This is a genomic window from Amycolatopsis coloradensis (genome assembly GCF_037997115.1).
Classification (GTDB): domain Bacteria; phylum Actinomycetota; class Actinomycetes; order Mycobacteriales; family Pseudonocardiaceae; genus Amycolatopsis; species Amycolatopsis coloradensis_A.
Genome location: NZ_CP150484.1, coordinates 1,175,925 through 1,199,110, shown reverse-complemented (window position 1 = coordinate 1,199,110; position 23,186 = coordinate 1,175,925). Strand labels below are relative to the sequence as shown.

Sequence of the window (23,186 nt, the reverse complement as noted above, 5' to 3'; positions counted from 1 at the left end):
TAGATCGTTGCTTATCGACTAGGAACCGATGTCGGCCAGGCCATGCCTGCCGGGTTTCCACACCGCCACCACCGAGGGACGGGGCTGGGTTTCGCCGCCGTCCGGCCAATGGGAGGCCGGTTTGTCGGCGTTCGCGCCGTCCACTTCACCCGGATGCTGGACACAGACCGTGACGATCTTCCGCTCGACGATCGGACCGCAGGTCTCCGCGCCGCGGGGCACGGTGAGGAACAGCTTGAGCTCCCCGCGGTTGCGGCCTTCCAGCGGAACCGAGTAGAGGCCGTCGTTGATGCCGAGTGCGCCCGCCGAGTCGGTGGAGATCCAGAGGTTGCCGTGCCGGTCGAAGGCCACGTTGTCCGGGCTGGAGATCGGCGAGACCTGGTCCTTGGGGAAGCCGGCGAAGTAGGTGTCCGGCGACGCCGGATCACCGCACACCAGGAACAACCGCCAGCTGAAGGTCAGCGCGAGCGCGTCGCCGCGACGCTCTTCGAGCTCCAGCACCTGGCCGTGCTTGTTGTTCAGCCGTGGGTTGGGCTCGGTGGCGCCTTCCTTGCCGGGGTTGCCACGCTCGACGTTGTTGCTCAGCGCGCAGTAGATCCGGCCGGTGTACGGATGGGCCTGGATGTCCTCCGGGCGGTCCATCTTGGTGGCGCCCACCTTGTCGGCCGCCTCGCGGGTGAAGACGTACACCTCTTCGGCGGTCATTCCGTCCACAAAGGACTTGTTGCCGGACGCCAGCGGGATCCATTCGCCGCCGCCGTCGAATTCGCCGTCGCTCGGCAGTTTCCCGGTGCCGTCGATCTCGGAAACCGGGCTGTCGCCGGTGAACCGGCCGACGTAGAGCGTGCCGTCGTCGAGCAGGGTCATGTTGTGCCGCCGGGCATGCGCGCTGTTCCCCGGCTTCATCCGGCCCTTCGAGATGAACTTGTAGATGTACTCGAAGCGTTCGTCGTCGCCGGAGTAGGCGACCACGCGGCCGTCCTTGGCGACGCGGATGTTCGCCGTCTCGTGCTTGAACCGCCCGAGATGCGTGTGCTTGACCGGGGTGCTGTCGGGATCGTTCGGGTCCAGCTCGATCACCCAGCCGAAGCGGTGCGCCTCGTTCGGTTCCCGGGCGATGTCCCAGCGCGCGTCGAACCGCTCCCACTTGCGGGTGGTCGCGGTGCCCTTGATGCCGTACCGCGCGTAGCGCTTGCGCTTCACGGGGTCGGTCACCGTTTCGGCGTTCCCGAAGTACTGGTTGATGTTCTCCTCGCCGGACAGGATCGTGCCCCAGGGCGTGACGCCGCCCGCGCAGTTGTTCATCGTGCCCAGCACGACCGTTCCGGTGGGGTCGGCGGCGGTCTTGAGCAGGTCACTGCCCGCGGCGGGCCCGGTCACCTTGAACGGCGTGTGCAGCGTGATCCGCCGGTTGTAGCGGGACATCTTCGGCCGCAGGTGCCCGGTGTCGCGGCCGCGCGTCACCTGGACGACGGTCAACCCGTGGGCCGCCCAGGCGATCTTGACCTGTTCCTCGGTCGGGTTGTCCCGGTCGTAGCCGCGGAACATGAACTCTTCCGAGGTGTACTCGTGGTTCGTGACCAGGAGCGAGGAGAGGCCCCAGTGGTCGAGCGGCAGCAGCGCGGCGAAGTCGCAGTTGTAGCCGAACTGCTTCGCCTGCGCCTCGGCGGTCTGATGGTCGAAGTCGAACTCCGGCGCGCCGGGCAGCACCGCGTCACCCCAGCGGATCACGATGCCCTGCTCGTAGCCCTCGGGCACCACGACGGCGTCGAGCGTGTTCGGCTGGACCCGCTCGTAGTCGGTGCCGGGTGGCGGTTTCGGACGACCCGCTGGGGCGGCGGAGGCGGGCGCTGCCAGCGCGAGCGGCGTACCGGCGGCCAATGCGACGACGGCGGTCGCCTTCAACGCGCCGCGGCGGCTCACCGCGCCGAGCACGTCGGCGAAGGTGGGGTTGTCCGACGTGTTCGGCGCGTCGTGGAAGCACGCGTCGCCACAGCGGTAGGTACAGGTCACTGACGCCCGGCTTGGTGAGTGGCCGGCCAGCAACGGAAGGAACTTCACGCGGACCTCCGGTCAGGCAGTTCGGGAGGTCGACGCTAAGGCACCGGACCGACGAGAGGAAACCCCTCGTTGGTCCGGTGTTCACCCTTTGTTCCGACTTACATCTCTTCGCCCACGAGGACCGCTCCGGCCGGAATCGTGTGCGGGTCGGCGGACTTCTCGCGGATCGTCAGCAGGGCGCCGGCCAGCACGCACAGGATCGCGGCGATCACGAACGGCGCCTGCTTGGCGCCGAACCACTCGGCCAGGTGACCGACGACGGTCGCGGCGACCGCGCCGCCGAGCCAGCGGCAGAAGTTGTACCCGGCGCTCGCGACCGGACGCGGGGCGCCGCTGATCGACATCGCCGTCCCGGTGAACAGCGTGTTGAGCAGGCCGGACACCAGACCGGACAGGATGATGCCGACGACCANCGTCCCGGTGAACAGCGTGTTGAGCAGGCCGGACACCAGACCGGACAGGATGATGCCGACGACCAGCACCGGCTTGCTGGGGATCGCCATGACAAGCAGCAACACGGCGTAACCGAAGACGGCGACCACGGTCGCGTGCCGCTCACCGAGCCTCGCGGCGAGTTTCGGCGCCAGCACCACGCCCGCGACGGCGACCGAAAGACCCCAGCCGCAGAAGATCAGGCCGACGGCGACGGCGCTCCACTCCAGCACGAACGGCGACCAGGCCAGCACCACGAAGAACGCGGCGGTGTAGAGCGCGGAACCGATCGACGTACGCAGCAGGCCACCGTGCTTGAGCGCGCGGAACGGGTCGAGCAGGCGGATCTTGGGCCGCGTCTCCTTCGCGTCGGTGGTCAGGAAGATCGAGCAGAGCACGAGACCGCACAGCATCAGCAGCGAGGTGCCGAGGAACGGACCACGCCACGAGATGCTGCCGAGCAGGGCGCCCAGCAGCGGGCCGACCGCGAGACCGACACCGAGCGCGGCTTCGTACAGCAGGATCGCGCCCGCCTGGCCGCCGGTCGCGGCGCCGACGATGACCGAAAGCGCGGTCGCGATGAAGAAGGCGTTGCCGAGACCCCAGACCGCGCGCAGCCCGATGAGCTGCTCGATCGAGCCGGACGCGGCGCACAACGCGGTGGCGACGACGACCAGCGTCAGCCCGACGACCACGGTCCGCTTGGCCCCGAACCGGGCACTCATCGCGCCGGTCACCAGCATCGCGACCGCCTGGACGCCGAGGTAGCTGGAGAACAGCAGCGTCACTTCGGACGGCGTCGCCTTCAGTCCCTCCGCGATCGACAGCAGGATCGGGTCGACCAACCCGATGCCCATGAACGCGATGACCGCGGCGAACGCGGTGATCCATACCTGTTTGGGCTGCCCCTTGACGGCGTCCAACAGGCTCGAGTGGGGCTCAGCGCTCATCGCGGATCAGTTCCTCCTTCTTGTCTTCGTGCAGCAACCTGGTGAGGGCGGGGAGCGCGGCTTCGATCGCGGCGCGGTCGGTCTCGTCGAGTTCGAAGAGCCGCTCACGGAGGAACTCCTCCCTCGCGACGATCAACCGGCGATGGAAGCGCTGCCCGACCTCGGTGACCTCGACGAGCACGGCCCGGCCGTCGGAGGGATCGCGGCGGCGGCTGACCAGGCCAAGCCGTTCGAGACGGCGGACGACGTCGGTCATCGTCGGCATCCGGACCCGTTCCAGCTCGGCGAGCGTGCTCATCCGGCGCGGACCGCCGTTGAGCAGCTCCGACAGCACCGAACCCTGCGTGAGGGTGAGCTGCACCTGCGGGGTCTCCCGGCGGACGAGGTAGTACAGCCGGAACACCAGCGGGCGGAGCCGGTGGGCGAGATCGGCGACTTTCGCGGTCACTTAGCCATGCTAACTAAAATTACTGAGCATGGCTAAGTAATCTGCCGCACAGGTTTCCACCGCCTAGGGTTGTGGGTGTGGAAGCGGTGATCTTCGATCTCGACGGTGTCCTGGTGGATTCGGAAAAGATGTGGGACGAGGTCCGCCGGGCGGTCGTCCACGAGTTCCACGGCACCTGGCGGGAGGAATCGACCAGGGCCATGCAGGGGATGAGCACCCCGGAATGGGCGGCTTACCTGGCGCACGACCTCGGCGTCCAGCTCCGGCCCGGCGACGTCGCGCAGGTGGTGATCGACCGGATGGCGCGGCGGTACGCGGAGAAGCCGCCGATCATCCCTGGCGCGCCGGAGGTCGTGCGCGAGGTCGCGAAGCACTGGCCGGTGGCGATCGCGAGCTCGTCGCCGCCGCTGCTGATCAAGGCGTTCCTCGACATCACGCGGCTGCCGGTGCCGACGGCGGTTTCGTCGGAGCAGGTCGGCGCCGGGAAACCGGCGCCCGACGTGTACCTGAAGGCGGCCGAGCTACTGGGCGCGGAGCCGAAGAACTGCGCGGCCGTGGAGGACACGACCAACGGGCTGCGCGCGGCGCTGGCCGCGGGGATGACGGTGTACGCGGTGCCGAATCCGCACTTCCCGCCGGATCCGGCGGTACTGGAGCAGACGACCGTGGTCCCGGCGATCACGGATCTGCCGGCGGTGCTCCAGGAGGGCTGAAGGGGACTTTCCCCGCATTACACGCAGCGAAAGCTCCCTTCACCGCATCGCATGCGGTGAAGGGAGCTTTCAGCCCACGTCAGGGGAGGGTCACGCCTCGCCGGCGATGAACTTCTCGACCTCGTCGCGCGCGGTGGCGTCGTCGTACTGCTCCGGCGGCGACTTCATGAAGTACGAGGAAGCCGAGAGGATCGGGCCGCCGATGCCGCGGTCCTTCGCGATCTTCGCGGCGCGCACGGCGTCGATGATGATGCCCGCCGAGTTCGGCGAGTCCCACACCTCGAGCTTGTACTCCAGGTTCAGCGGTACGTCGCCGAAGGCACGGCCTTCGAGCCGGACGTAGGCCCACTTGCGGTCGTCGAGCCACTGCACGTAGTCGGACGGCCCGATGTGGACGTTGCCCTTGCCGAGCTCGCGGTCGACCTGCGAGGTGACCGACTGGGTCTTCGAGATCTTCTTCGACTCGAGCCGCTCCAGCTCCTTCATGTTCAGGAAGTCCATGTTCCCGCCCACGTTGAGCTGCATCGTCCGGTCGAGCTGGACGCCGCGGTCTTCGAACAGCTTCGCCAGCACGCGGTGCGTGATGGTGGCGCCGACCTGGGACTTGATGTCGTCACCGACGATCGGGACACCGGCCGCGCGGAACTTCTCCGCCCACTCGGGGTCGGAGGCGATGAACACCGGCAGCGCGTTGACGAACGCCACACCGGCGTCGATGCAGGCCTGCGCGTAGAACTTGTCGGCTTCTTCGGAGCCCACCGGCAGGTACGAGACGAGCACGTCGACCTCGGCCTCGCGCAGCGCGGCGACGACGTCGACCGGGGTCTCGTCGGACTCCTCGATGGTCTCGCGGTAGAAGCGGCCGAGCCCGTCGTAGGTGTGCCCGCGCTGCACGGTGACACCCAGCGGCGGCACGTCGGCGATCTTGATCGTGTTGTTCTCCGAGGCGAAGATCGCCTCGGACAGGTCACGGCTGACCTTCTTGGCGTCCACGTCGAACGCGGCGACGAACTCGATGTCGCGGACGTGGTACTCGCCGAACACGACGTGCATCAAACCGGGCACGCGAGTGCTGGGATCTGCGTCACGGTAGTACTGAACGCCCTGGACCAGCGAGGCCGCACAGTTGCCGACGCCCACGATGGCCACCCGAACGCGGCGGTTCTCGCCCATGCCGGTTTCTCCTTCATTAGTCCAACAGTTGTAGGTAATGCGCAGCGCGCTCGGAGAGCGCCTCAGGTCTCCGGTCCACGCTGCTCGGCCTGTTCGTGCGCGATCAGCTCGTTGAGCCAGCGCACCTCCCGCTCACTGGACTCCAGCCCGAGCCGGTGCAGCTCACGGGTGTAGCGGTCGATCTTCTCCTCGGCCCGCGCCATTGCCGTCCGAAGTCCTTCGCGGCGTTCCTCGACCCGACGACGGCGGCCTTCCAGGATTCGCATCCTGACGTCGGCCGGTGTCCTCGAAAAGAACGCCAGGTGGACGCCGAAGCCTTCGTCGTCCCACGTCTGCGGCCCGGCGTCGCCGAGCAGTTCGGCGAACCGTTCCTTGCCCTCGGCGGTGAGCTTGTACACACGCTTGCCCCGGCGTGCCCACGCCCGGTCTTCCACCTCTTCGAGCTCCTCGACGAGGTACCCGGCGCGAAGCAGCCGACGCAGGGTCGGGTACAGCGAGCCGTACGAGAACGTCCGGAACATCCCGAGCGTCTCGTGCAAACGTTTGCGCAGCACGTAACCGTGCATGGGGGTTTCGTGCAGCAGCCCCAAGATCGCGAGCTCCAGCACACCGCACCCCCTTCCGGGAACAAACCGCGACCGGTCGCGTTGGCCACCGTGACCGGCTCGGTCAACCTACCGGCCCACTATATCGCGCCGATACATCGAAGTGGTGTAGCTAACCCCGAACGGGTACCCGGAAAACCCACCGAAATTCATCGGACAGTTATCGAATCTTCGGCGTGTCCGACCGCATACGGACCGTCCCGCCGACAACGGGGCGTGGACCACACAGCAAGAGCCCGTACTCTGTTGGCGTGCGAAACCAGCGGCAGGTCGTGGACTACGCCTTACAGCGGCGCGCGCTGCTCAAGGGCGTCCACTCCGGACGGGTCGGCACATACGACGTCTGCGACGCGGGCCCGTACCTCCTCCGTGCCGCGAAATTCCACGGCCGACCAGGTGATCAGGACTGCCCTGTCTGCCATCGGGAGGAACTGACCCTGGTGTCGTGGGTGTACGGCGACGAGCTCAAGCACGCCGCCGGATCGGCCAAGACGCCGGACGAACTGGTACGGATGGACGGACACTTCGCGGAGTTCACCGTCTACGAGGTCGAGGTCTGCGGGAGCTGTCACTGGAACCACCTGGTGCGGTCCTACGTCCTCGGAACAGGAGATCCGGGAACCACCCGGCCACGGACCCGGTCGCAAAGGACAGCGGGTCAGTGACAGGTATCGAAAACGCAGTTGACCACAGAGCGGCGTCCCCCGAAGCGCCGGTCTGGGAGGCCCATTCGTGAACGACGACCGCAATCGCTCCTGGCCTGGCCAGGAGCCTGATGCACCTCGCCGTGCCCAATGGCCGGGCGAAACCGACGATCCCGGCTGGCCGAGCGAAGAACCGCCGCGCCGCCCCCAGCGCCGGACTCCCCCGAACGGCATCCCCCGCTCGGCGAACCCGCGTCCTCCCCACCCCCGCGCCGCCAACCCGCAGTGGCCGGACGGCGACGCCGGCGGCCCCGAGTGGCCCTCCGGTGATGAACCCCGCGAACCGCGCCGTCCCGCGGCTCCGCGCCGCCCCAACGGCATGCCCCCGCGCAGGCAGGGACCCCCGCCGCCCGGTGGCCGTGCCGCCGGTGACCAGCGTGCCCGCAACGGCGCCGCCGGGCACCGCCCGCCGCCGCCTCCGCCCGGCGACCGCCGTCCTCCCGCCCCGGCCGATCAGGCCACCGCGATGGTCCGGCCGGTCGAGCCGGAACCGTACGAGCGCGAGCCGGAACTAATCACCCATCACGCGCACAACGGCACCGAAGACCCGTACGGCTACGACCCGTACGACGACCGCTATGACGATCGTCACCCGAGCGCCGCGTTCGGCGCCGAGGGCGAAGACGCGTACGACGAGTCCGCCGAAGACGAGCAGGACGACAAGAAGAAGGTCCTCACGCCGAAGCAGCGCAAGAAGCGGCGCTGGCGCATCGTTCGCCGGGTCCTCTACGCGATGTTCGGCCTGTTCGTCGTGGTGCCCGCGATCGCGTTCGTCATCACCTACTTCCTGGTGGACGTCCCGTCGCAGGAAAGCGTCGCGAGCCTGCAGAGCCAGCCGATCACGCTGATGTACGCCGACGGCAGCCCGATGGGCAAGATCGCGCCCGCCAGCGGCGGAAGCCGGTACCTGCTGAAGCCCGGGGAAGTCCCGGACGTGGTCAAGAAGGCCGTGTACGCGGCCGAGGACTCGTCGTTCGAGACCAACTCCGGTTTCGACGTCGGCGGCATCCTGCGCGCGGTCTACAACAACGTCACCGGCGGCCAGGGCGGCGGTTCGACGATCTCCCAGCAGTACATCAAGAAGGCCACGGCCAACGAGGCGCCGACGCTCACCCGTAAATGGACCGAGCTGGCCAAATCCTTCAAGATGAACAACCAGATGTCCAAAGAGGAGATCATCACCGCCTACCTCAACACCATCTACTTCGGCCGCGGCGCGAACGGCATCGAAGCGGCCGCCCAGGCCTACTTCAAGAAGCCGGCCAAGGAGCTCAGCGCGTCCGAGGCGGCCTTGCTCGCCGGCCTGATCCAGGGGCCCAGCCGGTCGGAGAACGAGCCGTACGCGCAGCGTCGCTGGAACTTCGTGATGGACCAGCTGGTGGCGAACAAGTGGCTCGACCCCGGTCAGCGCGCCACCGCCGAGTTCCCGAAGCCCATCCCGAAGGCGCAGGCGAAGGCCGACGACGCCGGGACGCTGAGCCTGCACATCCGCAACCGGGTGATCGACGAACTCGAAGCCCGCGGCTACGACCAGGACCGGCTGCACCAGGGCGGCTTCAAGATCACCACGACGATCGACCCCAAGGCGCAGAAGATGGCCGAGGAGTCCGTCGCCGAGGGGATGAAGGGCCAGACGGACGAGAACATCCTGAACGCGCTGGTCGCGATAGACCCCAAGACCGGCGGCGTGGTCGCCTACTGGGGCGGCCCCGACTGGACGAAGAACGACAAGGGCCAGGACGTCCAGGCCATCGACTGGGCGAACGTCCCGCACAACCCCGGTTCGGCGTTCAAGGCCTTCGACCTCGCCGCGTTCCTCAAGATGGGCAAGGGCCTCGGCGAAACCTTCGACGGCACCAACAACCGGAAGTTCGACGGCCGCACGGTCCGGAACGCGGGCGAGAGCGCCAGCTGCGGTCCTCAGTGCACGGTCGCCGAGGCGATGAAGGTCTCCGCGAACACCGTGTTCTACGACATGGTCCGCAACGAGACGAAGATCGACCCGGTGGCGAAGGCCGCGAAGGAAGCCGGCGTGATGGTGGAGGCCGAAGGCGGCAAGGCGAAGCTGAGCCCCGACATCAACATCGCGCTCGGCGGTGGTGGCACGGTCACCACCGCGGAGGACATGGCGGCCGGTTTCGCCACGTTCGCCGGCGAAGGCGTCCGGCAGAAGCAGCACTTCGTCGCCAAGCTGACCAACTCGCAGGACGAGGTCGAGTTCGACGAGACGAAGCCCAAGGGCACTCCCGCCTTCAGCGACGACGCCGCCAAGAGCAAGCAGATCGCGGGCAATGTCACCGACGCGCTCGAAGAGGTCATCCCGTACTCGAAGCTCAAGTGCCCGAAGGGTCACGAGTGCGCGGGCAAGACCGGGACGCAGCAGTACGACTTCAAGGACAGCGACCCGGCGAGCTACCGCGACCGCAACGCGCAGACCTGGATGGTGGGCTACACGCCGAGCATCTCGACGTCGGTGTGGGTCGGCGGCGACGGCAACAAGCCGCTGCACGACAAGAACGGCAAGGCGGTCTACGGCCGGACCATCGCCGGTCCGATCTGGGAAGACTTCATGGCCCGGTACATGACCGGCAAGCCGTCGGAGAAGTTCGACAGCGTCAAGCCGATCGGCAAGGACGCGCGGTACGTGCCGACGACGACGGCCCAGAAACCGCCGGAGACGTCGACGCCGCCCGAGACGCCGACGACCACCCCGACGCCGACGACGCCCACCGAGACGACCGAGACGACGCCGACGAAACCCACCAAGCCGACGAAGCCGAGCTGGACGAGGCCGGGCCCGGGGACTTCGGATCCGCTGTTCCCGAACGCCGAAGATCCGTGACGATCGGACTGAACAGGTGCTGAAAGGTGTGCCGGGCGAGTGCCCGGCACACCTTTTTCTTCACACCGATGAACCTGAACCGCTCCGATACGTCTTAACTGGAAGGAGACCTGCGACCGCAGGACCGCGCTCACCACGGAAGGTTCGGAGGACGTCCCAGTGAACGACGATCCCCACGGCGGATGGCCAGGTCAGGACCCTGACCCCGCACGTCGTCCGCAACGCCCGGCCGGACCGCCCCGCCGCCCCGCCGGCCCGCCCCCCGGGTACGGGCAGCGGCCGGGTCCCGGATCGCAGGGCCCGGGGCAGGCACCGTGGCAACGGCAGGGCACGCCTCAGCAGCCGCCACCGCGGCGCCCGCAGCGGCCACCGGTCGCGCCGCAGCACGAGCCGGACCTCATCACGCACCACGAGCACAACGGCACCACCGACCGCGGCTACGACGAGCCGTACGACGATGAGCCGTACGCCCCGGAGACCGACGAGAACGGGAAGCCGATCCTCACCCCCGCGCAGCGCAAAAAGCGCAGGTGGAGACGGATCCGGCGGGTGCTGCTCGCGTTGTTCTGCCTCTTCGTCGTCATCCCGGCGATCGCGTTCGTGATCACCTATTTCGCCGTCGACGTGCCGTCGCCGCAGTCCGTCGCGGCCACGCAGGGCCAGGCGGTGACGTACTACTACGCCGACAACACCGAGATGGGCAAGGACGTCCCCAAGGGCGGCAACCGGCAGATCCTGACGCCGGAGCAGATCCCGGACATCGTCAAGAAGGCCGTCATCGCCACCGAGGACGCCTCCTTCGAGACCAACTCCGGTTTCGACATCGGCGGCATCCTGCGCGCGGTCTACAACCAGGTGACCGCGGGCAAGGGCGGTGGTTCGACCATCTCCCAGCAGTACATCAAGGTCGCCAGTGGGGACGACGAATCGTCGCTCGCCCGTAAATGGACCGAACTCGCCAAGTCCTTCAAGATGAACCAGACGTACGAGAAGAAGGACATCATCGCGGCGTACCTGAACATCATCTACTTCGGGCGCGGCGCGTACGGGATCGAGTCGGCCGCGCAGGCGTTCTTCGGCAAGCCCGCCGGAGAGCTGAACGCCTCCGAGGCGGCGCTGCTCGCGGGTCTCATCCAGCAGCCGGGCCGCTCGGAGAACCCGAAGGTCGCGAACGATCGCTGGAACGTCGCGCTGAACCGGATGGTGCAGAACGGTTACCTCTCCGCCGCGGACCGCGCGAACCTGCAGTTCCCGACGCCGATCCCGCAGACCGACAAGCAGCAGGCCGGCGTGGTCAACCCGTTCATCCGCGACAAGGTCAAGGAAGAACTCGCCGCGAACGGCATCACCGACGACGTCTACTACCGGGGCGGATACAAGATCCACACGACCATCGACCCGAAGGCGCAGGCCGCGGCCGAGCAGGCGGTGGCCGATGGGATGAAGGGCCAGACCGACGAGAACCTGCTCAACGCGCTCGTCGCCATCGACCCGAAGACCGGCGGCGTGAAGGCGTACTACGGCGGGCCGTCCATCGTGAAGGGGCCGAACGGCCAGGACCTCAAGGGCCGTGACTGGGCGAACACGCCGCAGAACCCCGGGTCCTCGATGAAGCCCTTCGACCTCACCGCGTACATGCAGCTCGGCAAGGGCGGCATCAACTCGACGTTCGACGGATCCAACAACCGGCAGTTCGGGAAGCAGACGATCCGGAACGCCGGTCCCGGCAGCACCTGTTCGCAGCAGTGCACGGTGTCCGAAGCGATGCAGCGGTCGGCCAACACGGTGTTCTACGACATGGTCGTGAACGTGACCAAGCCCGGGCCGGTGGCGCAGGCCGCCAAGGACGCCGGGGTCAAACCCGCCCCTGATGGCACCGCCGAGCTGTTCGCCGACAACAACATCGCGCTCGGCGGTGGCAAGACGGTCATCAGCCCGGAGGACATGGCCGCCGCATACGCGACCTTCGCGGCCGAAGGCCAGCGGCGGGACAAGCACTTCGTCGTCAAGGTGACCAACTCGCAGGACGAGACCGCCTACTCGGCTCCCGAGGAGGCGAAACCGGCGTTCGCCGATGACGCCGACAAGAGCAAGCAGATCGCCGGGAACGTCACCGAGTCGCTGAAGGGTGTCATCCCGTTCTCGAAGCTCAAGTGCCCCAACAACCACGAGTGCGCGGGCAAGACCGGGACCCAGCAGCACACCTACCGGCCGGGCGAGCCCGCGTCGGCGAAGGACGCCAACTCGCAGACCTGGATGGTCGGCTACACGCCGTCGATCTCGGCCGCGGTGTGGGTCGGTGGCGACGGCGACAAGGCACTGAAAGGGAAGAACGGCAAGTCGATCTTCGGTTCGACGATCGCCGGGCCGATCTGGCAGAAGTTCCTTTCCCTGTACCTGAACGGGAAGCCCGGGGAGCGCTTCGGGAAGGTCAAGATCATCGGCGGGGACGACAGCAACACCGTTCCGTCGACGCAGACCCCGCCGGAGGAGGACGAAGGCTCGACCGAGACCGGCACGCCGTCGACCGGCCCGAGCACCGGATCGTCGTCTTCGCGGAACGAGGAAGAAGAGACGTCGAGCTCGAAGAACCCGCCGACCTCCAGCCAGAACAACGAAGAGGGCGGCAACGGGGGTCCCGGCCGGGGCGGCAGAGGCGATACCGAATAGCTAGAGGGTGACGACGCGCCGTTCGGCACCCGAAAGGTGAGCGGCTTCGATGACCCGGAGCGCCTCGACTGCGGAGGCGGGATCGACCGGGAAGTCGCCCTTGCCGAGCAGCGCGTCGCGCACCTGCGCGTAGAAGTCCTCGTACCGGCCGACCTCGGTGGGCACCGTTTCGACGTCGTCGTTCACGCCGAGCACGCCCGCGTCCGACGGCGGCTCGACCGCCCAGCCGGGGTCGCCGGGCCGCAATCCGTCCTTGATCTGCGGCTCCTGGACGTCGAGGCCGTACTTCGTGAAGGTCGCCTTGTCGCCGAGCACGCGGAATCGCGGGTTCCGGGTGCCCGCGAGCGCGGACGCCCACAAATGCGAACGCACCCCGTTGGTGTGCCGGAGGGCGACGAAGGCGTCGTCGTCGACGGACACCCCGGCGCGGCGCCTGTCGACCTCCGCGTAGACCTCGGCGACCGGGCCGAACAGCTGCAGCGCCTGGTCGACGATGTGCGCGCCGAGGTCGTAGAGGAGGCCGCCCGCCTCGGCGGGGTCGCCGAACTCACGCCAGTTGTCCCGCGGCTTCGGCACCCAGCGGTCATAGCGTGATTCGAAGCGGAAGACGTCACCGAGCCTGCCGGTCTCGAGGACCTTCCGGACGGTGAGGAAATCCGAGTCGAAACGGCGGTTCTGGAACACCGTCAGTCCGACTCCCTTGGCCTTCGCCGCTTCGACGACCTTCGCCGCTTCGGCCGCTGTCGGCGCGAAGGGCTTGTCGACGACGACGGACAAGCCCGCCTCGATCGCCTGAAGCGCGAGCGGAACGTGCGTTCGGTTCGGCGTGCTGACGACGACCAAGTCCAGCTCGCCGGCCTTCGCGAACAACGCGTCCGCGTCCGGCAGCACGTCGGCGGCCGGATGGTCGGCGCTCGCCTGCCCGGCCCGGTCCGGATTCGAGGTGACGATGGCGGCCGGGGTCAGCCCCGGTGTCGCGTCGACCAGCGGCGCGTGGAAGACGCGTCCGCCGGTGCCGTATCCGAAGATCCCCACTCGCAAGTCAGCCATGACCCCATTAAACAACAGTGTTGCGTAATCAGCCAGTCATGGCAGGATGCGCGCTATGCCGGAGACCGGGGTCAATCTGCGCGGCCTGCGCCAGCACAATCGGACACTGCTGCTCACGCACATCCTGCGCGCGGGCGGCCTCAGCCGCGTCGAACTCGCCGAACGCACCCGGCTCACCCAGCAGGCCGTCTCGAAGATCGTCCCCGAACTCCTCGAAGCCGGCCTGCTGGACGAGGAACGCCAGCCAGCGTCCGGAGTCGGCAAGCCGCGCACCCTGCTGCGCGTCCGCGCGGACGCCCGGTACGCGCTCGGCGCCCAGCTCGACCGGGACTCGTTCCGCGTGCTCAGGACCGACCTGACCGGGAAGATCATCGCGTCGCGCGGCGGCCCCCTGTCGCCCGGATTCACCCCCGACCAGGCCGTTTCCACCCTCGGCGAAGCGACCGAAGCACTACTCGACGGCGTCGAGCGCGAACGTGTCCTCGGCCTCGGCGTCGGCAGCGTCGGCCCTCTCGACCACCGCGAAGGAGTCGTCCGGGACGCCACGAACATGCCGGGCTGGCACCACGTCCCCCTGCGCGACCTGCTCGCGAAACGCACCGGGCTGCCCGTGCGGCTCGACAAGAACACCAACGCCGCCGCCTTCGCCCAGCACTGGCCGGAGGGCGACCAGGCCGCGACCGCCGTCGTGCTCGTCGGCACCGGGATCGGCGTCGGCCTGCTGATCGACGGCAGGCTGTATCGCGGGCCGCGGACCAACGCGGGCGAATTCGGGCACACCACGCTCGCCTTCGACGGACCGCGGTGCGCATGCGGCCGGCGCGGCTGCGTCGAGGTGCTGCACAACGCGGCGGCGACCACGGAAGCGGCGGCGGGCCTGCTGGGGATCGGTCTCGCCGACCTCGTCCAGGTCCTCGACCTCGAACGTGTCGTGCTGACCGGGCGTTCGGTCCGCGCGGAGCCCGAGGTCTACCGCGACACCGTCGCGGCGCGGCTGCGGGAACTGCTGCCTTTGCCGCACTGGCAACGGATCCAGGTCGATCTCGACGAGATGGGCGACGACGTCGTCGCGTTCGGCGCGGCGGCGGAGGTGCTGGCCGGGTTCTACGACAGCGGCGACATCACCGGGTGGTCACCCGGATAGGCGCTAACATCCGCCAGGTGTCCGACCAGACGACCCAGCCCGAGGCTCCGCTCTCCCTCACCCCCGGCGAGCGGGTCATCCCGAGCTGGAACGAACCGCTCGTGGCCGCGGCCACGAGACCGATCGGCGGCCCGCTCGGCGAGCACGCGGCCGTGGGGCGGCACTGGTTCTGGTCGCCGCAACGGGTCGGGCTGCTGCTGGCCTGCCTCGCGCTGGTGCTCTCGTGGTTCGGCAAGGCGTCGTGCATCCAGCAGTACACCGACGATTCCGGGACCCACCAGCTCGACTGGCGGGCGGGCCGCCCGTTCGTCGCGATGTGCTACTCGGACATCATCCCGCTCTACAGCTCCGAGCGCCTGAACGATCCGGACACCTTCCCGTACGTGACTTCGTGGACCGAAAACGAAGGAACGGCGAAGGAGACCACGCGGTACATGGAGTACCCGGTGGCGACCGGGCTGTTCCAGTGGATCAACGCGAAGCTCACCGAAGCGTGGCTTTCGGTCGCGGAATCGGGCTGGCTGCCCGGCGCGCTCCCGGTGGCCGTGTACTTCAACATCTCGGCACTGTGGCTCGCGCTGGCCTGGCTCGTCACGGTGTGGGCGACCGGCCGATCGCTGAAACGCCGTCCGTGGGACGCCGTGCTGGTCGCGATCTCGCCGCTGGTGCTGGTGCACGTCTTCACCAACTTCGACGCCATCGCGACCGCGTTCACCGCGACCGCGCTGCTCGCGTGGGCCCGGCGCCGTCCCGAGGTGGCGGGCTTCCTGCTCGGGCTCGGCGCGGCGGCGAAGCTGTATCCGCTGCTGCTGCTCATCCCGTTGTTCTTCTTGTGCCTGCGCGCGGGCAAGGTCAAACACTGGGCGCTCACCGCCGGGCTCGCCGCGGCGACGTTCGTGGTGGTCAACGTCCCGTTCGCGCTCGCCGCGCCGACCGGCTGGTGGGAGTTCTTCCGGCTCAACACGGCGCGCCCGATGGATCCCGACTCGCTCTACAACGTGGTCTCCCACCTTTCCGGCTGGGCCGGTTTCGACGGGAAACTCGCCACGGGGCAGACACCGGTCGTGCTCAACGCCGTCGTCGCGGTGCTGTTCCTCGCCGCCTGCGCCGGCATCGGGTACGTCGCGATGAAGGCGCCGCGCCGTCCACGGCTGGGCCAGCTGGCCTTCCTCGTGGTGGCCGCGTTCCTGCTGACCAACAAGGTGTGGAGCCCGCAGTATTCGCTGTGGCTGGTCCCGCTGGCGGTGCTCGCGATCCCGCGCTGGCGACTGCTGCTCGGCTGGATGGTCCTCGACGCGCTGGTCTGGGCGCCGCGGATGATGTACTACCTCGGCGTCGACAACAAAGGGCTGCCCGAAGACTGGTTCCTCGGCACCGTCGTCGTCCGCGACCTCGCGGTGGTCGGCCTCTGCGCGCTGGTGATCCGGGAGATCCACCAGCCGCGCAAAGACCCCGTCCGCGCCGCCGGGGACGACGATCCGATCGGCGGTTTCCTCGACGACGCCCCTGATTCGCGCACCGTCAAACGCGCTTCAACACCTCAGGCCCAGGACGTTCCAGCCTGACGTGCTTGCCGAAGTCCTCGGCCCCGAAGTCGTCGATCTGCACGACGACGGCTTCGGGCGACGTTTCGACCAGACGGCAGCTGAACCAGTCGTCGCCCTGCTTGACCGACCAGCGCTCGGCGAGGACGGCCAGCCCCTCTGCCTCCAGCAACGCGACGGAGTCGTCGAAGGCGGCGGGGCCGCCGAGCGGGTAGCCGAAAACGGTCAGTGCCTGCCAACGGGTTTCCGGCGCGGGGACGACGTAGCCGACGTGCTCGCCGTCCTCCGCCCGGTACACGGTCCGATTCTTCATGCGGCACAGGTTCGACCCTCCCGTGGCGTGAGGGTCAAGCCGATTCAGCGCACGACGTAGCCGCCCGTGCTCGTCGCGAAGAACGGCACCGGCGCGGTGCAGGGCAGGACGTCCTGTTCGAAACCGGCGTACGCCCAGCTCCAGCCGATCCGGTCGTGGCCGCGCGGCACGTCCCGTACCGAGAAGCCGACGCGGCGGCCGACCAGGTTCACCGGGAAGCCGGGGATGTCGGCGCGTTCGATCACGCCGGTCAAAACCGCGAGGTCGCCCTCACTCGAGACGCAGTCGACCTTGCCCTCGAAATCGGCGAACGGCTTTCCGTCCTTGGTCAGATGATTCACGTGGAACCGGCCCGACGATTTCCCGGGTTCCCCGAACGCGGCGAAGTCGAACCGGACCGGGTCGCCCTCGAAACCGGGGAACGTCAGCGGTCCGCCCGCCGATCCGAGAACGACCGAGCCGACCGAACCGGACGACGGAGCCGCCGTCGCCTGCGTCGCCCCCAGCGTTCCCGCCGCGACGGCGAGCACGGCGACCGCGGCGATCTTCGACCTGATGTTCATGGCTTCCCTCCAGCACCGGGTGTTTCCCGGTCGAGGTCGAGCCTTTCGCGATCGGCGCGCCCGGCCCTCCCGCCGGAGAGGGAACGCTCTCCCGCCCGAGATGGTTGGCTTTCGTTCCGCGGCCCTCGCGCCCAGGGTCGAGCGGGACACTGAAACTGAGGCTGCCGGTGTCGGCCAACGGTGAAGGGCCCCGTCGCTGGGTCAAGGGGTCAGCTGTGCTCTGAATGTCCACAAGGGACGATTGCCCGCGACGAAATGTCTCCGTCAAGGCCATATGCCCGATTGGGCAAACGGGTCGTACCGCGCAAATCGCCCAACTCGGACACCGACAACTCGGAAAATATCCCTTATGGACAGTCAGGAGGGTGTCGCTTGGACCAGTCCCGCCCCTGCCGCCAACTCCGGCACGCACGGTTGCCTTACTCCTCGATGACCCCGGATCGCCACTCACGACCAACGCGACGTCAGGCGGAGGCGACGCGCTCCCTGACGTAGGCGATGTCCGCGGCCTGCCCGTCGGGCGGGGTCTCGACGACCACCGGGGCACCCGCCTCGGCCGCGACCGCGACCAGCACTTCGGGATCGATCGTGCCGTCACCGCCGACGACGTTGGCGTGCCGGTCCCGGGTGGAACCGAACTCGTCGCGCGAGTTGTTGAGGTGCACCAGGTCGATCCGGCCGGTGATGGCCTTGACCTTCTTGACCGCCTCGGTCAGGTCCCAGCCCGCCGCGTACGCGTGGCAGGTGTCGAAACAGAAACCCGCGCCGAAGTCGCCGACCTTGTCCCAGAGCCGGGCGATCGTCTCGAGGTCGCGCGTCATCGCGTTGTCACCGCCCGCGGTGTTCTCGATCAGGATCGGCACGGCGAAACCGCCCTTTTCCTGTTCACGCTCGAAAAGTTTGCGCCAGTTGACGAGGCCTTCCTCCACGTCCTCCCCGGCGCCGACATGGCCACCGTGCACGACGAGCCCTTTCGCGCCGATCGCGGCGGCGCCGTTCGCGTGCTGCGTGACGTTCTTCCGTGACGGGATACGGATGCGGTTGTTCATCGACGCCACATTGATCAGGTACGGCGAGTGGATGAACACCTCTACCGGCGATTCCTTGATCGCTTCGCCGTGCGGGTGGGGTTTGGGAGCTTTCCAGCCCTGCGGGTCGGAAAGGAAGAATTGGAGGACTTCGGCTTCGCGCTCGGCGACCGCGGTCAGCGGGTCGTCGTCGCGGACATGGGCACCGATTTTCATGGTGGAGGAATCTACGCGGAGCGAAGCTCCTCCGTTGAGGGCGGTGGTGGGGAGGAAGACAGAGGTACCCTCGCCGGTTTTCTCCCGGCGCGGGCCAGGTCGTCACGCTCGTGGGGTAGCGTGAGTGCGTTCCGTTAAACCGCGTTGGGTCCTGAGGGGCGGAGGACGAACTCGATGGGGAAGACTGCCGGGCGGATCACGGCTTGGGGATTCGCGCTTTCGGTCACGGCCGGATTAGCGTTCCCGATGACCGCGACGGCCGCCGAGGAACCGAATCCGACCCTTTCCGGCGACTGCGCCGCCACGCTGCAGAACGGGAAGTCCGCAGACGGACTCGTTCTCGACGCCGGCGCTCCGCTGAATTCGCCCGAGGCGCTGACGGTCGGCCTGGACTCGAAGGCCAAGACCGCCGAAGGACGAAAGCCGCTGCTTTCGCTGCCGGTCGGCGATCTGGTCAAGACCACCGGCCTCACCGACAACGCGGTGGGCGACCTCGCCGCGCAGGGCGTCTGCAAGCCCGCGCAGGGCACGGTGAACGCGGTCGGGAATCTGACGCAGGAAGTCACCAAAGACGCGCCGCCGATCGTGAAGCCGCCGTCCCCGCGACCGCCGGAAGACCCCAAGCCGCCGCAGCCTCCGACGCCGGGGCCGGGTCAGCCCGGCGGTCCGGGCAGCGAACTCCCGGTGCAGACCGGTCCGGGTTCCTCCACCGGTATCGGCGGCGACTCGATCGCCGGCGTGATCAGCAACGCGGCGCTGCTCCCCGGCAGCTTCGTCCAGGCGCCGGTGATCACCGAGATCATCCCCGGCGAGGTGCCGCCGCCGACCGTCGACGAGAAGGACGCCGGCAACGCGCAGGCCATCCAGGCGCCGGTCGCCCCGGCCAAGCTGCCGCTGCTGCTCGCGGTGCTGGCGCTGGCCGTCGTCGCCGCCGCTCTGGTCCGTGCTTGGCTGCGGGGTAAGCCCGCCTGATTCACCCTCCGTGACGCCCGCTTCCACTCGAATGCCTGACTTCTTCGAGTGAGCGGGCGTTACTCGTCTCCATTAGCGTCGTTGTGCAGGTAGGTGACCCCGACGACGGAGGAGTCGAAGGCATGCGCGAACGGACACGGAGGGCGACCGCCCTGGGTGCGTCGGCCTTCATTCTCGCGGGCTCGGCCGCCCTCGCCATGCCCGGCACGGCCGCCGCCGCCGAGACCAAGACCGCGACCTGCGGGGGATCGGTGACCGCCAAGACCGGCGACACGATCCTCGGCAAGACCCCGTTGCTCGGCATTCCGCTCAACCTCGGCCAGGCCGGTCCGGTCTCGGGGGTGCTCACGGGCACGATCGACGCGCTGCTCGGCACCCTCTGCAAGGTGACGGTGACCGTGGTGAACACCGTCGTCGCGCCGGTCCCGGTCGTCGGCGAACCCGCAGCGGAGGCGCTGAACGGCGCCGTCACCGGCACCCACGAAGCCCTGACCGGCGGCGGCAAGCCCGCTCCCGGAACCCAGCCCCAGCCAGGGAAACCCGCTCCCGGCACGCCCGGCAGCGGCGGCCCGCAGACGGGCGGCCCGGGCGCTCCCGCGCAGGGCGGCGGCCCGGCGGGCGGCATCCCGGCGGCGAACAGCCCGCTGCTACCCGGCACCTTCACCCCGAACTTCGGCAACCTGCCGTGGGGCATCAGCACGGGCTACGCCCCGATGCGCGACTACAGCTCCATCCCGATGGCGACGGCCGGTCTCTTCAGCCCGTCGCCCGGCCTCCGGTACGGCGGCCAGATCCCGGGTTACGCGCCGCAGTTCGGCGTCACGACCGAAAACCAGAACGGCAACCCGGACGTCCAGACCGCGGGACAAGCCGAAGCGCTACCGAACGTGAGCGACGGATTCACTCAGGACGGGAAACTGCCGCTGCTGATCGCCGTTTTGGCACTCTCCGGAGTCAGCGCGGGCCTTGTCCGCACCTGGGTCCTCCGCCGAATGGCCGCTTCAAGTTAGTCCTACCGCCTAGTATCTTTCGGGTCACTCCCTCGTTATCCCCGTTGCAGTGATTCCTCATGCACTGCCACACGCCCCCACCGACCCGGAGGATCGCCCCCGTGCGGAAAACCACCATCTGGCAGACCACCCGCAAGGCGCTCACCGTCACCGCACTCGCGACCATGGTCACCGGTGGCGCGCTCCTGACCGCGGGCACCGCCTCGGCGGCGACCACGCTGGCGAACGCGTGCAGCGGGACCGTGAACGGCGGGATGGGCGACACCGTCGCGATCACCGGCACCTCGGTCAAGGAACTGGTGCGGGCGGGCGCGCGGGAAGCCGGCACGCTGGCCCTCTACGACGTCGCCGCGAACGACATCGCCAAGGTCAACACCATCAACGTCGGCGCGGTCCCGAACGCCGCGGGCGGTTCGGTCGACGGCAAGGCGATCGGCGCGGCCGTGCGCCAGGCGGTCAAGGACACCAAGTCCTGGGGCCTCGGGCTGAACCCCGAAAAGACGCTGAACTCCATCGAGCACAAGGTCGCCGGCAGCTGCGGCCTGACGACGGTCGCGACGAACTACGTCGCGCCCGCCCTGCCGACGCCGGGCACCACGGCCCCGCAGCAGGGCGGCACCGGCGGCGGCACCAACGGCGCTCCGTCGAACACGAACCTGCTCCCCGGCGGCAGCAACGGCACCGGCTACGCCCCGCCGCGCGACTACGGCAACCTGCCGGTCGCGCAGCCGGGTGTCGCGGTGGCGCCGGGCGTGCGCTACCCGGCCAACAGCCCGCTCCCCGGCGAGGGCGCCCCTCAGTACGGCACCGACGGCCAGGCCGGACAGGGCGGCCCCGACGTCCGCAACGCGGGCAACGCCGAAGCGCTCGCGACCGACGGCATGCCCGGCGGCGACGTCCAGCTGCCGATGCTGCTCGCGGTGCTCGTGCTCGCCGGCGTGACCGCCGCGCTGGTCCGCACCTGGGTCCTGCGCCGCGTCGCCTGACCGCCAGGTACCCTTACCTGGACAAACCCTCCTGCCACGGACAGTCCGTGGCCGCGAGCCCATAGGAGGTGAGTGGTTGTGTCACGCCATTACGAGGTAATGGTCATCCTGGACCCCACGCTCGACGAGCGTACGGTGGCCCCGACCCTGGACAACTTCCTCAACGTGATCCGCACTTCGGGCGGAAGCGTCGAGAAGGTCGACGTCTGGGGCCGTCGCCGGCTGTCCTACGAGATCAAGAAGCACGCCGAGGGCATCTACGCGCTCCTCGACCTGAACTCGACTTCGGAAGCGGTCAAGGAGCTGGACCGTCAGCTCTCGCTGCAGGAGACCGTGCTCCGCACCAAGGTCATGCGCCGCGAGATCAAGCGCGCCGCGACCGCCGCCGCCAAGGCCTGAGCCGAAGGACTTTCCCGATGGCTGGAGACACCGTCATCACGGTGATCGGCAACCTCACGTCCGACCCGGAGCTTCGCTTCACCCCTTCCGGTGCGGCGGTCGCGAACTTCACGGTCGCGTCCACCCCGCGCACGCTGGACCGTCAGTCCGGTGAGTGGAAGGACGGCGAGGCCCTGTTCCTGCGCTGCAACATCTGGCGTCAGGCGGCCGAGAACGTCGCCGAGTCGCTGACGCGTGGCGCGCGTGTCGTCGTGCAGGGGCGCCTCAAGCAGCGGTCTTTCGAGACCAAGGAAGGCGAGAAGCGCACCGTCGTCGAGCTCGAGGTCGATGAGATCGGCCCGTCGCTGCGCTACGCCACCGCCAAGGTGAACAAGGTCAGCCGTGGCACCGGTGGCGGTGGAGGCGGCGGCTTCGGTGGCGGCGGCGGTGGCGGCCAGTCCGGCCCGCCCGCCGACGACCCGTGGGGTTCCGCCCCGCCCGCCGGTGGCGGCGGTGGCGGTGGCTTCTCCGACGAGCCGCCCTTCTGATCAGGCGCTCCGCCGCGGGCGAAAGCTCCGCGAGACGCCTCGAGACAACCACTACGTAGAAATCCAGGAGAAATACCGTGGCCAAGCCACCCATCCGCAAGCCCAAGAAGAAGGTCTGCGTGTTCTGCAAGGCCGAGAAGAAGGGCCGCCCGGAGAACATCGACTACAAGGACACCAACCTGCTTCGGAAGTACATCTCCGACCGCGGGAAGATCCGTGCCCGTCGCGTGACCGGCAACTGCAGCCAGCACCAGCGTGACATCGCCATCGCGGTCAAGAACTCCCGCGAGATGGCGCTGCTGCCCTACACCTCGACCGCACGCTAAGGAGGCACGTCAATGGCGAAGATCATTCTCACCACCGACGTCGCCAACCTCGGTGGGCCCGGCGACATCGTCGAGGTCAAGGACGGCTACGCACGCAACTACCTGCTCCCCCGCGGCTACGCCATCGTGGCCACCAAGGGCGCGGAGAAGAACGTGCGCACGATCAAGCGGGCGCAGGAGAGCCGTCGCATCCGCGACCTCGACCACGCCAAGGAGATCAAGGCGACCCTGGAAGGCCTCGGCGCCATCCAGCTGAGCGGCAAGGCGGCCGAGGGCTCGAAGAAGCTCTTCGGTTCGATCACCACCGCCGAGATCGTGGACGCGATCAAGGCCGCGGGTGGCCCGCTGCTCGACAAGCGCGTCATCGAGCTGAAGGACCACATCAAGACCGTGGGCAAGCACTCGGTCGGCGCCCGTCTGCACCCCGACGTCCGCGTCGACGTGCGGCTCGAGGTCAAGGCCAAGTAACACCGCTTCGGCAAAGGGCGGGACGTCTCCATCAGGGAGACG

At 68.5% G+C, this 23,186-nt stretch carries 22 protein-coding genes; 13 read left to right on the top strand and 9 right to left on the bottom strand.

Annotation, left to right across the window (positions count from 1 at the left end; genetic code table 11):
• Positions 1-18: 18 nt before the first annotated feature.
• The 3 genes from LCL61_RS05325 to LCL61_RS05315 form a co-directional block, all read right to left on the bottom strand.
• Complete coding sequence (locus LCL61_RS05325; RefSeq protein ID WP_340685799.1) at positions 19-2,061, bottom strand: PhoX family phosphatase; 2,043 nt, start codon at positions 2,059-2,061, stop codon at positions 19-21.
• A gap of 98 nt (positions 2,062-2,159) precedes the next feature.
• Positions 2,160-3,443, bottom strand: a complete 1,284-nt coding sequence (locus LCL61_RS05320; protein ID WP_340685798.1) for an MFS transporter — start codon at positions 3,441-3,443, stop codon at positions 2,160-2,162.
• Positions 3,433-3,891 carry a MarR family winged helix-turn-helix transcriptional regulator gene (locus LCL61_RS05315; protein ID WP_340685797.1) on the bottom strand — a complete coding sequence of 153 codons (459 nt, stop codon included), beginning with the start codon at positions 3,889-3,891 and terminating at the stop codon, positions 3,433-3,435. The genes LCL61_RS05320 and LCL61_RS05315 overlap by 11 nt, the downstream gene beginning before the upstream one ends.
• A gap of 77 nt (positions 3,892-3,968) precedes the next feature.
• Between LCL61_RS05315 and LCL61_RS05310 the strand changes: the two genes are divergently transcribed.
• The gene (locus LCL61_RS05310) at positions 3,969-4,604 is read left to right on the top strand and encodes an HAD family phosphatase (protein WP_340685796.1); all 636 of its coding nucleotides are present in this window, start codon (positions 3,969-3,971) and stop codon (positions 4,602-4,604) included.
• A gap of 90 nt (positions 4,605-4,694) precedes the next feature.
• Here the strand turns inward: LCL61_RS05310 and LCL61_RS05305 are convergent, their stop codons facing one another.
• Both LCL61_RS05305 and LCL61_RS05300 read right to left on the bottom strand, forming a co-directional pair.
• Positions 4,695-5,777 (bottom strand): inositol-3-phosphate synthase, encoded by a 1,083-nt coding sequence (locus LCL61_RS05305; RefSeq protein WP_191255714.1) that lies wholly within the window; start codon positions 5,775-5,777, stop codon positions 4,695-4,697.
• A gap of 62 nt (positions 5,778-5,839) precedes the next feature.
• Positions 5,840-6,385: a PadR family transcriptional regulator gene (locus LCL61_RS05300; protein WP_005168208.1), complete on the bottom strand. Its 546-nt coding sequence runs from the start codon at positions 6,383-6,385 to the stop codon at positions 5,840-5,842.
• Between the two features lie 248 nt (positions 6,386-6,633).
• Between LCL61_RS05300 and LCL61_RS05295 the strand changes: the two genes are divergently transcribed.
• The 3 genes from LCL61_RS05295 (at position 6,634) to LCL61_RS05285 (ending at position 12,598) form a co-directional block, all read left to right on the top strand.
• On the top strand, positions 6,634-7,047 hold the full coding sequence (locus tag LCL61_RS05295; RefSeq protein ID WP_125679417.1) for a DUF5318 domain-containing protein: 414 nt from the start codon (positions 6,634-6,636) through the stop codon (positions 7,045-7,047).
• Positions 7,048-7,552: 505 nt separating this feature from the next.
• Positions 7,553-9,928, top strand: coding sequence for a transglycosylase domain-containing protein (locus LCL61_RS05290; RefSeq protein ID WP_340688497.1), 2,376 nt, complete (start codon positions 7,553-7,555; stop codon positions 9,926-9,928).
• 159 nt (positions 9,929-10,087) lie between these two features.
• Positions 10,088-12,598, top strand: coding sequence for a transglycosylase domain-containing protein (locus LCL61_RS05285; RefSeq protein ID WP_340685795.1), 2,511 nt, complete (start codon positions 10,088-10,090; stop codon positions 12,596-12,598).
• Here LCL61_RS05285 and LCL61_RS05280 read toward each other — a convergent pair whose 3' ends face one another.
• A complete protein-coding gene (locus LCL61_RS05280; RefSeq protein ID WP_425342031.1) occupies positions 12,599-13,633 on the bottom strand; it encodes a Gfo/Idh/MocA family oxidoreductase in 1,035 nt (344 codons plus the stop codon).
• Between the two features lie 70 nt (positions 13,634-13,703).
• On the opposite strand from LCL61_RS05280, the gene LCL61_RS05275 reads away from it, so the two are divergent.
• Together LCL61_RS05275 and LCL61_RS05270 are read left to right on the top strand one after the other, a co-directional pair.
• Positions 13,704-14,792, top strand: a complete 1,089-nt coding sequence (locus LCL61_RS05275) for an ROK family transcriptional regulator (RefSeq protein ID WP_340685793.1) — start codon at positions 13,704-13,706, stop codon at positions 14,790-14,792.
• A gap of 17 nt (positions 14,793-14,809) precedes the next feature.
• Complete coding sequence (locus LCL61_RS05270; protein WP_340685792.1) at positions 14,810-16,357, top strand: glycosyltransferase family 87 protein; 1,548 nt, start codon at positions 14,810-14,812, stop codon at positions 16,355-16,357.
• Here the strand turns inward: LCL61_RS05270 and LCL61_RS05265 are convergent.
• The 3 genes from LCL61_RS05265 to LCL61_RS05255 all read right to left on the bottom strand — a co-directional run bounded on the left by LCL61_RS05265 (position 16,314) and on the right by LCL61_RS05255 (position 18,456).
• Positions 16,314-16,649: a hypothetical protein gene (locus LCL61_RS05265; protein WP_340685791.1), complete on the bottom strand. Its 336-nt coding sequence runs from the start codon at positions 16,647-16,649 to the stop codon at positions 16,314-16,316. The two genes, LCL61_RS05270 and LCL61_RS05265, sit on opposite strands and share 44 nt — an antisense overlap.
• A gap of 44 nt (positions 16,650-16,693) precedes the next feature.
• Complete coding sequence (locus LCL61_RS05260) at positions 16,694-17,212, bottom strand: hypothetical protein (protein WP_340685790.1); 519 nt, start codon at positions 17,210-17,212, stop codon at positions 16,694-16,696.
• A gap of 464 nt (positions 17,213-17,676) precedes the next feature.
• The gene (locus LCL61_RS05255; protein ID WP_340685789.1) at positions 17,677-18,456 is read right to left on the bottom strand and encodes a deoxyribonuclease IV; all 780 of its coding nucleotides are present in this window, start codon (positions 18,454-18,456) and stop codon (positions 17,677-17,679) included.
• A gap of 174 nt (positions 18,457-18,630) precedes the next feature.
• Here LCL61_RS05255 and LCL61_RS05250 point away from each other — a divergent pair, with 174 nt between their 5' ends.
• From LCL61_RS05250 to rplI, 7 genes are all read left to right on the top strand, one after another.
• Positions 18,631-19,428, top strand: coding sequence for a hypothetical protein (locus LCL61_RS05250; protein ID WP_340685788.1), 798 nt, complete (start codon positions 18,631-18,633; stop codon positions 19,426-19,428).
• Between the two features lie 122 nt (positions 19,429-19,550).
• Entirely contained in the window at positions 19,551-20,438 is an 888-nt protein-coding gene (locus tag LCL61_RS05245) for a hypothetical protein (RefSeq protein ID WP_340685787.1), read from the top strand.
• A gap of 101 nt (positions 20,439-20,539) precedes the next feature.
• Positions 20,540-21,424, top strand: a complete 885-nt coding sequence (locus tag LCL61_RS05240) for a hypothetical protein (RefSeq protein ID WP_340685786.1) — start codon at positions 20,540-20,542, stop codon at positions 21,422-21,424.
• Positions 21,425-21,502: 78 nt separating this feature from the next.
• Positions 21,503-21,823 carry a 30S ribosomal protein S6 gene (gene rpsF, locus LCL61_RS05235; protein WP_016338288.1) on the top strand — a complete coding sequence of 107 codons (321 nt, stop codon included), beginning with the start codon at positions 21,503-21,505 and terminating at the stop codon, positions 21,821-21,823.
• Positions 21,824-21,840: 17 nt separating this feature from the next.
• On the top strand, positions 21,841-22,350 hold the full coding sequence (locus LCL61_RS05230; RefSeq protein ID WP_020632569.1) for a single-stranded DNA-binding protein: 510 nt from the start codon (positions 21,841-21,843) through the stop codon (positions 22,348-22,350).
• 77 nt (positions 22,351-22,427) lie between these two features.
• Entirely contained in the window at positions 22,428-22,676 is a 249-nt protein-coding gene (rpsR, locus tag LCL61_RS05225; RefSeq protein WP_005168122.1) for a 30S ribosomal protein S18, read from the top strand.
• A gap of 12 nt (positions 22,677-22,688) precedes the next feature.
• On the top strand, positions 22,689-23,144 hold the full coding sequence (rplI, locus tag LCL61_RS05220; RefSeq protein ID WP_005168124.1) for a 50S ribosomal protein L9: 456 nt from the start codon (positions 22,689-22,691) through the stop codon (positions 23,142-23,144).
• Positions 23,145-23,186: the final 42 nt, after the last annotated feature.

What these genes read in the sequence shown, in the direction of transcription:
- LCL61_RS05305 (WP_191255714.1), bottom strand. Translation starts at nt 5,777, where the DNA reads ATGGGCGAGAACCGCCGCGTTCGGGTGGCCATCGTGGGCGTCGGCAAC.
- LCL61_RS05250 (WP_340685788.1), top strand. Translation starts at nt 18,631, where the DNA reads ATGGGGAAGACTGCCGGGCGGATCACGGCTTGGGGATTCGCGCTTTCG.
- rplI (WP_005168124.1), top strand. Translation starts at nt 22,689, where the DNA reads ATGGCGAAGATCATTCTCACCACCGACGTCGCCAACCTCGGTGGGCCC.
- LCL61_RS05290 (WP_340688497.1), top strand. Translation starts at nt 7,553, where the DNA reads ATGGTCCGGCCGGTCGAGCCGGAACCGTACGAGCGCGAGCCGGAACTA.
- LCL61_RS05230 (WP_020632569.1), top strand. Translation starts at nt 21,841, where the DNA reads ATGGCTGGAGACACCGTCATCACGGTGATCGGCAACCTCACGTCCGAC.
- LCL61_RS05275 (WP_340685793.1), top strand. Translation starts at nt 13,704, where the DNA reads ATGCCGGAGACCGGGGTCAATCTGCGCGGCCTGCGCCAGCACAATCGG.
- LCL61_RS05260 (WP_340685790.1), bottom strand. Translation starts at nt 17,212, where the DNA reads ATGAACATCAGGTCGAAGATCGCCGCGGTCGCCGTGCTCGCCGTCGCG.
- LCL61_RS05255 (WP_340685789.1), bottom strand. Translation starts at nt 18,456, where the DNA reads ATGAAAATCGGTGCCCATGTCCGCGACGACGACCCGCTGACCGCGGTC.
- LCL61_RS05265 (WP_340685791.1), bottom strand. Translation starts at nt 16,649, where the DNA reads ATGAAGAATCGGACCGTGTACCGGGCGGAGGACGGCGAGCACGTCGGC.
- LCL61_RS05245 (WP_340685787.1), top strand. Translation starts at nt 19,551, where the DNA reads ATGCGCGAACGGACACGGAGGGCGACCGCCCTGGGTGCGTCGGCCTTC.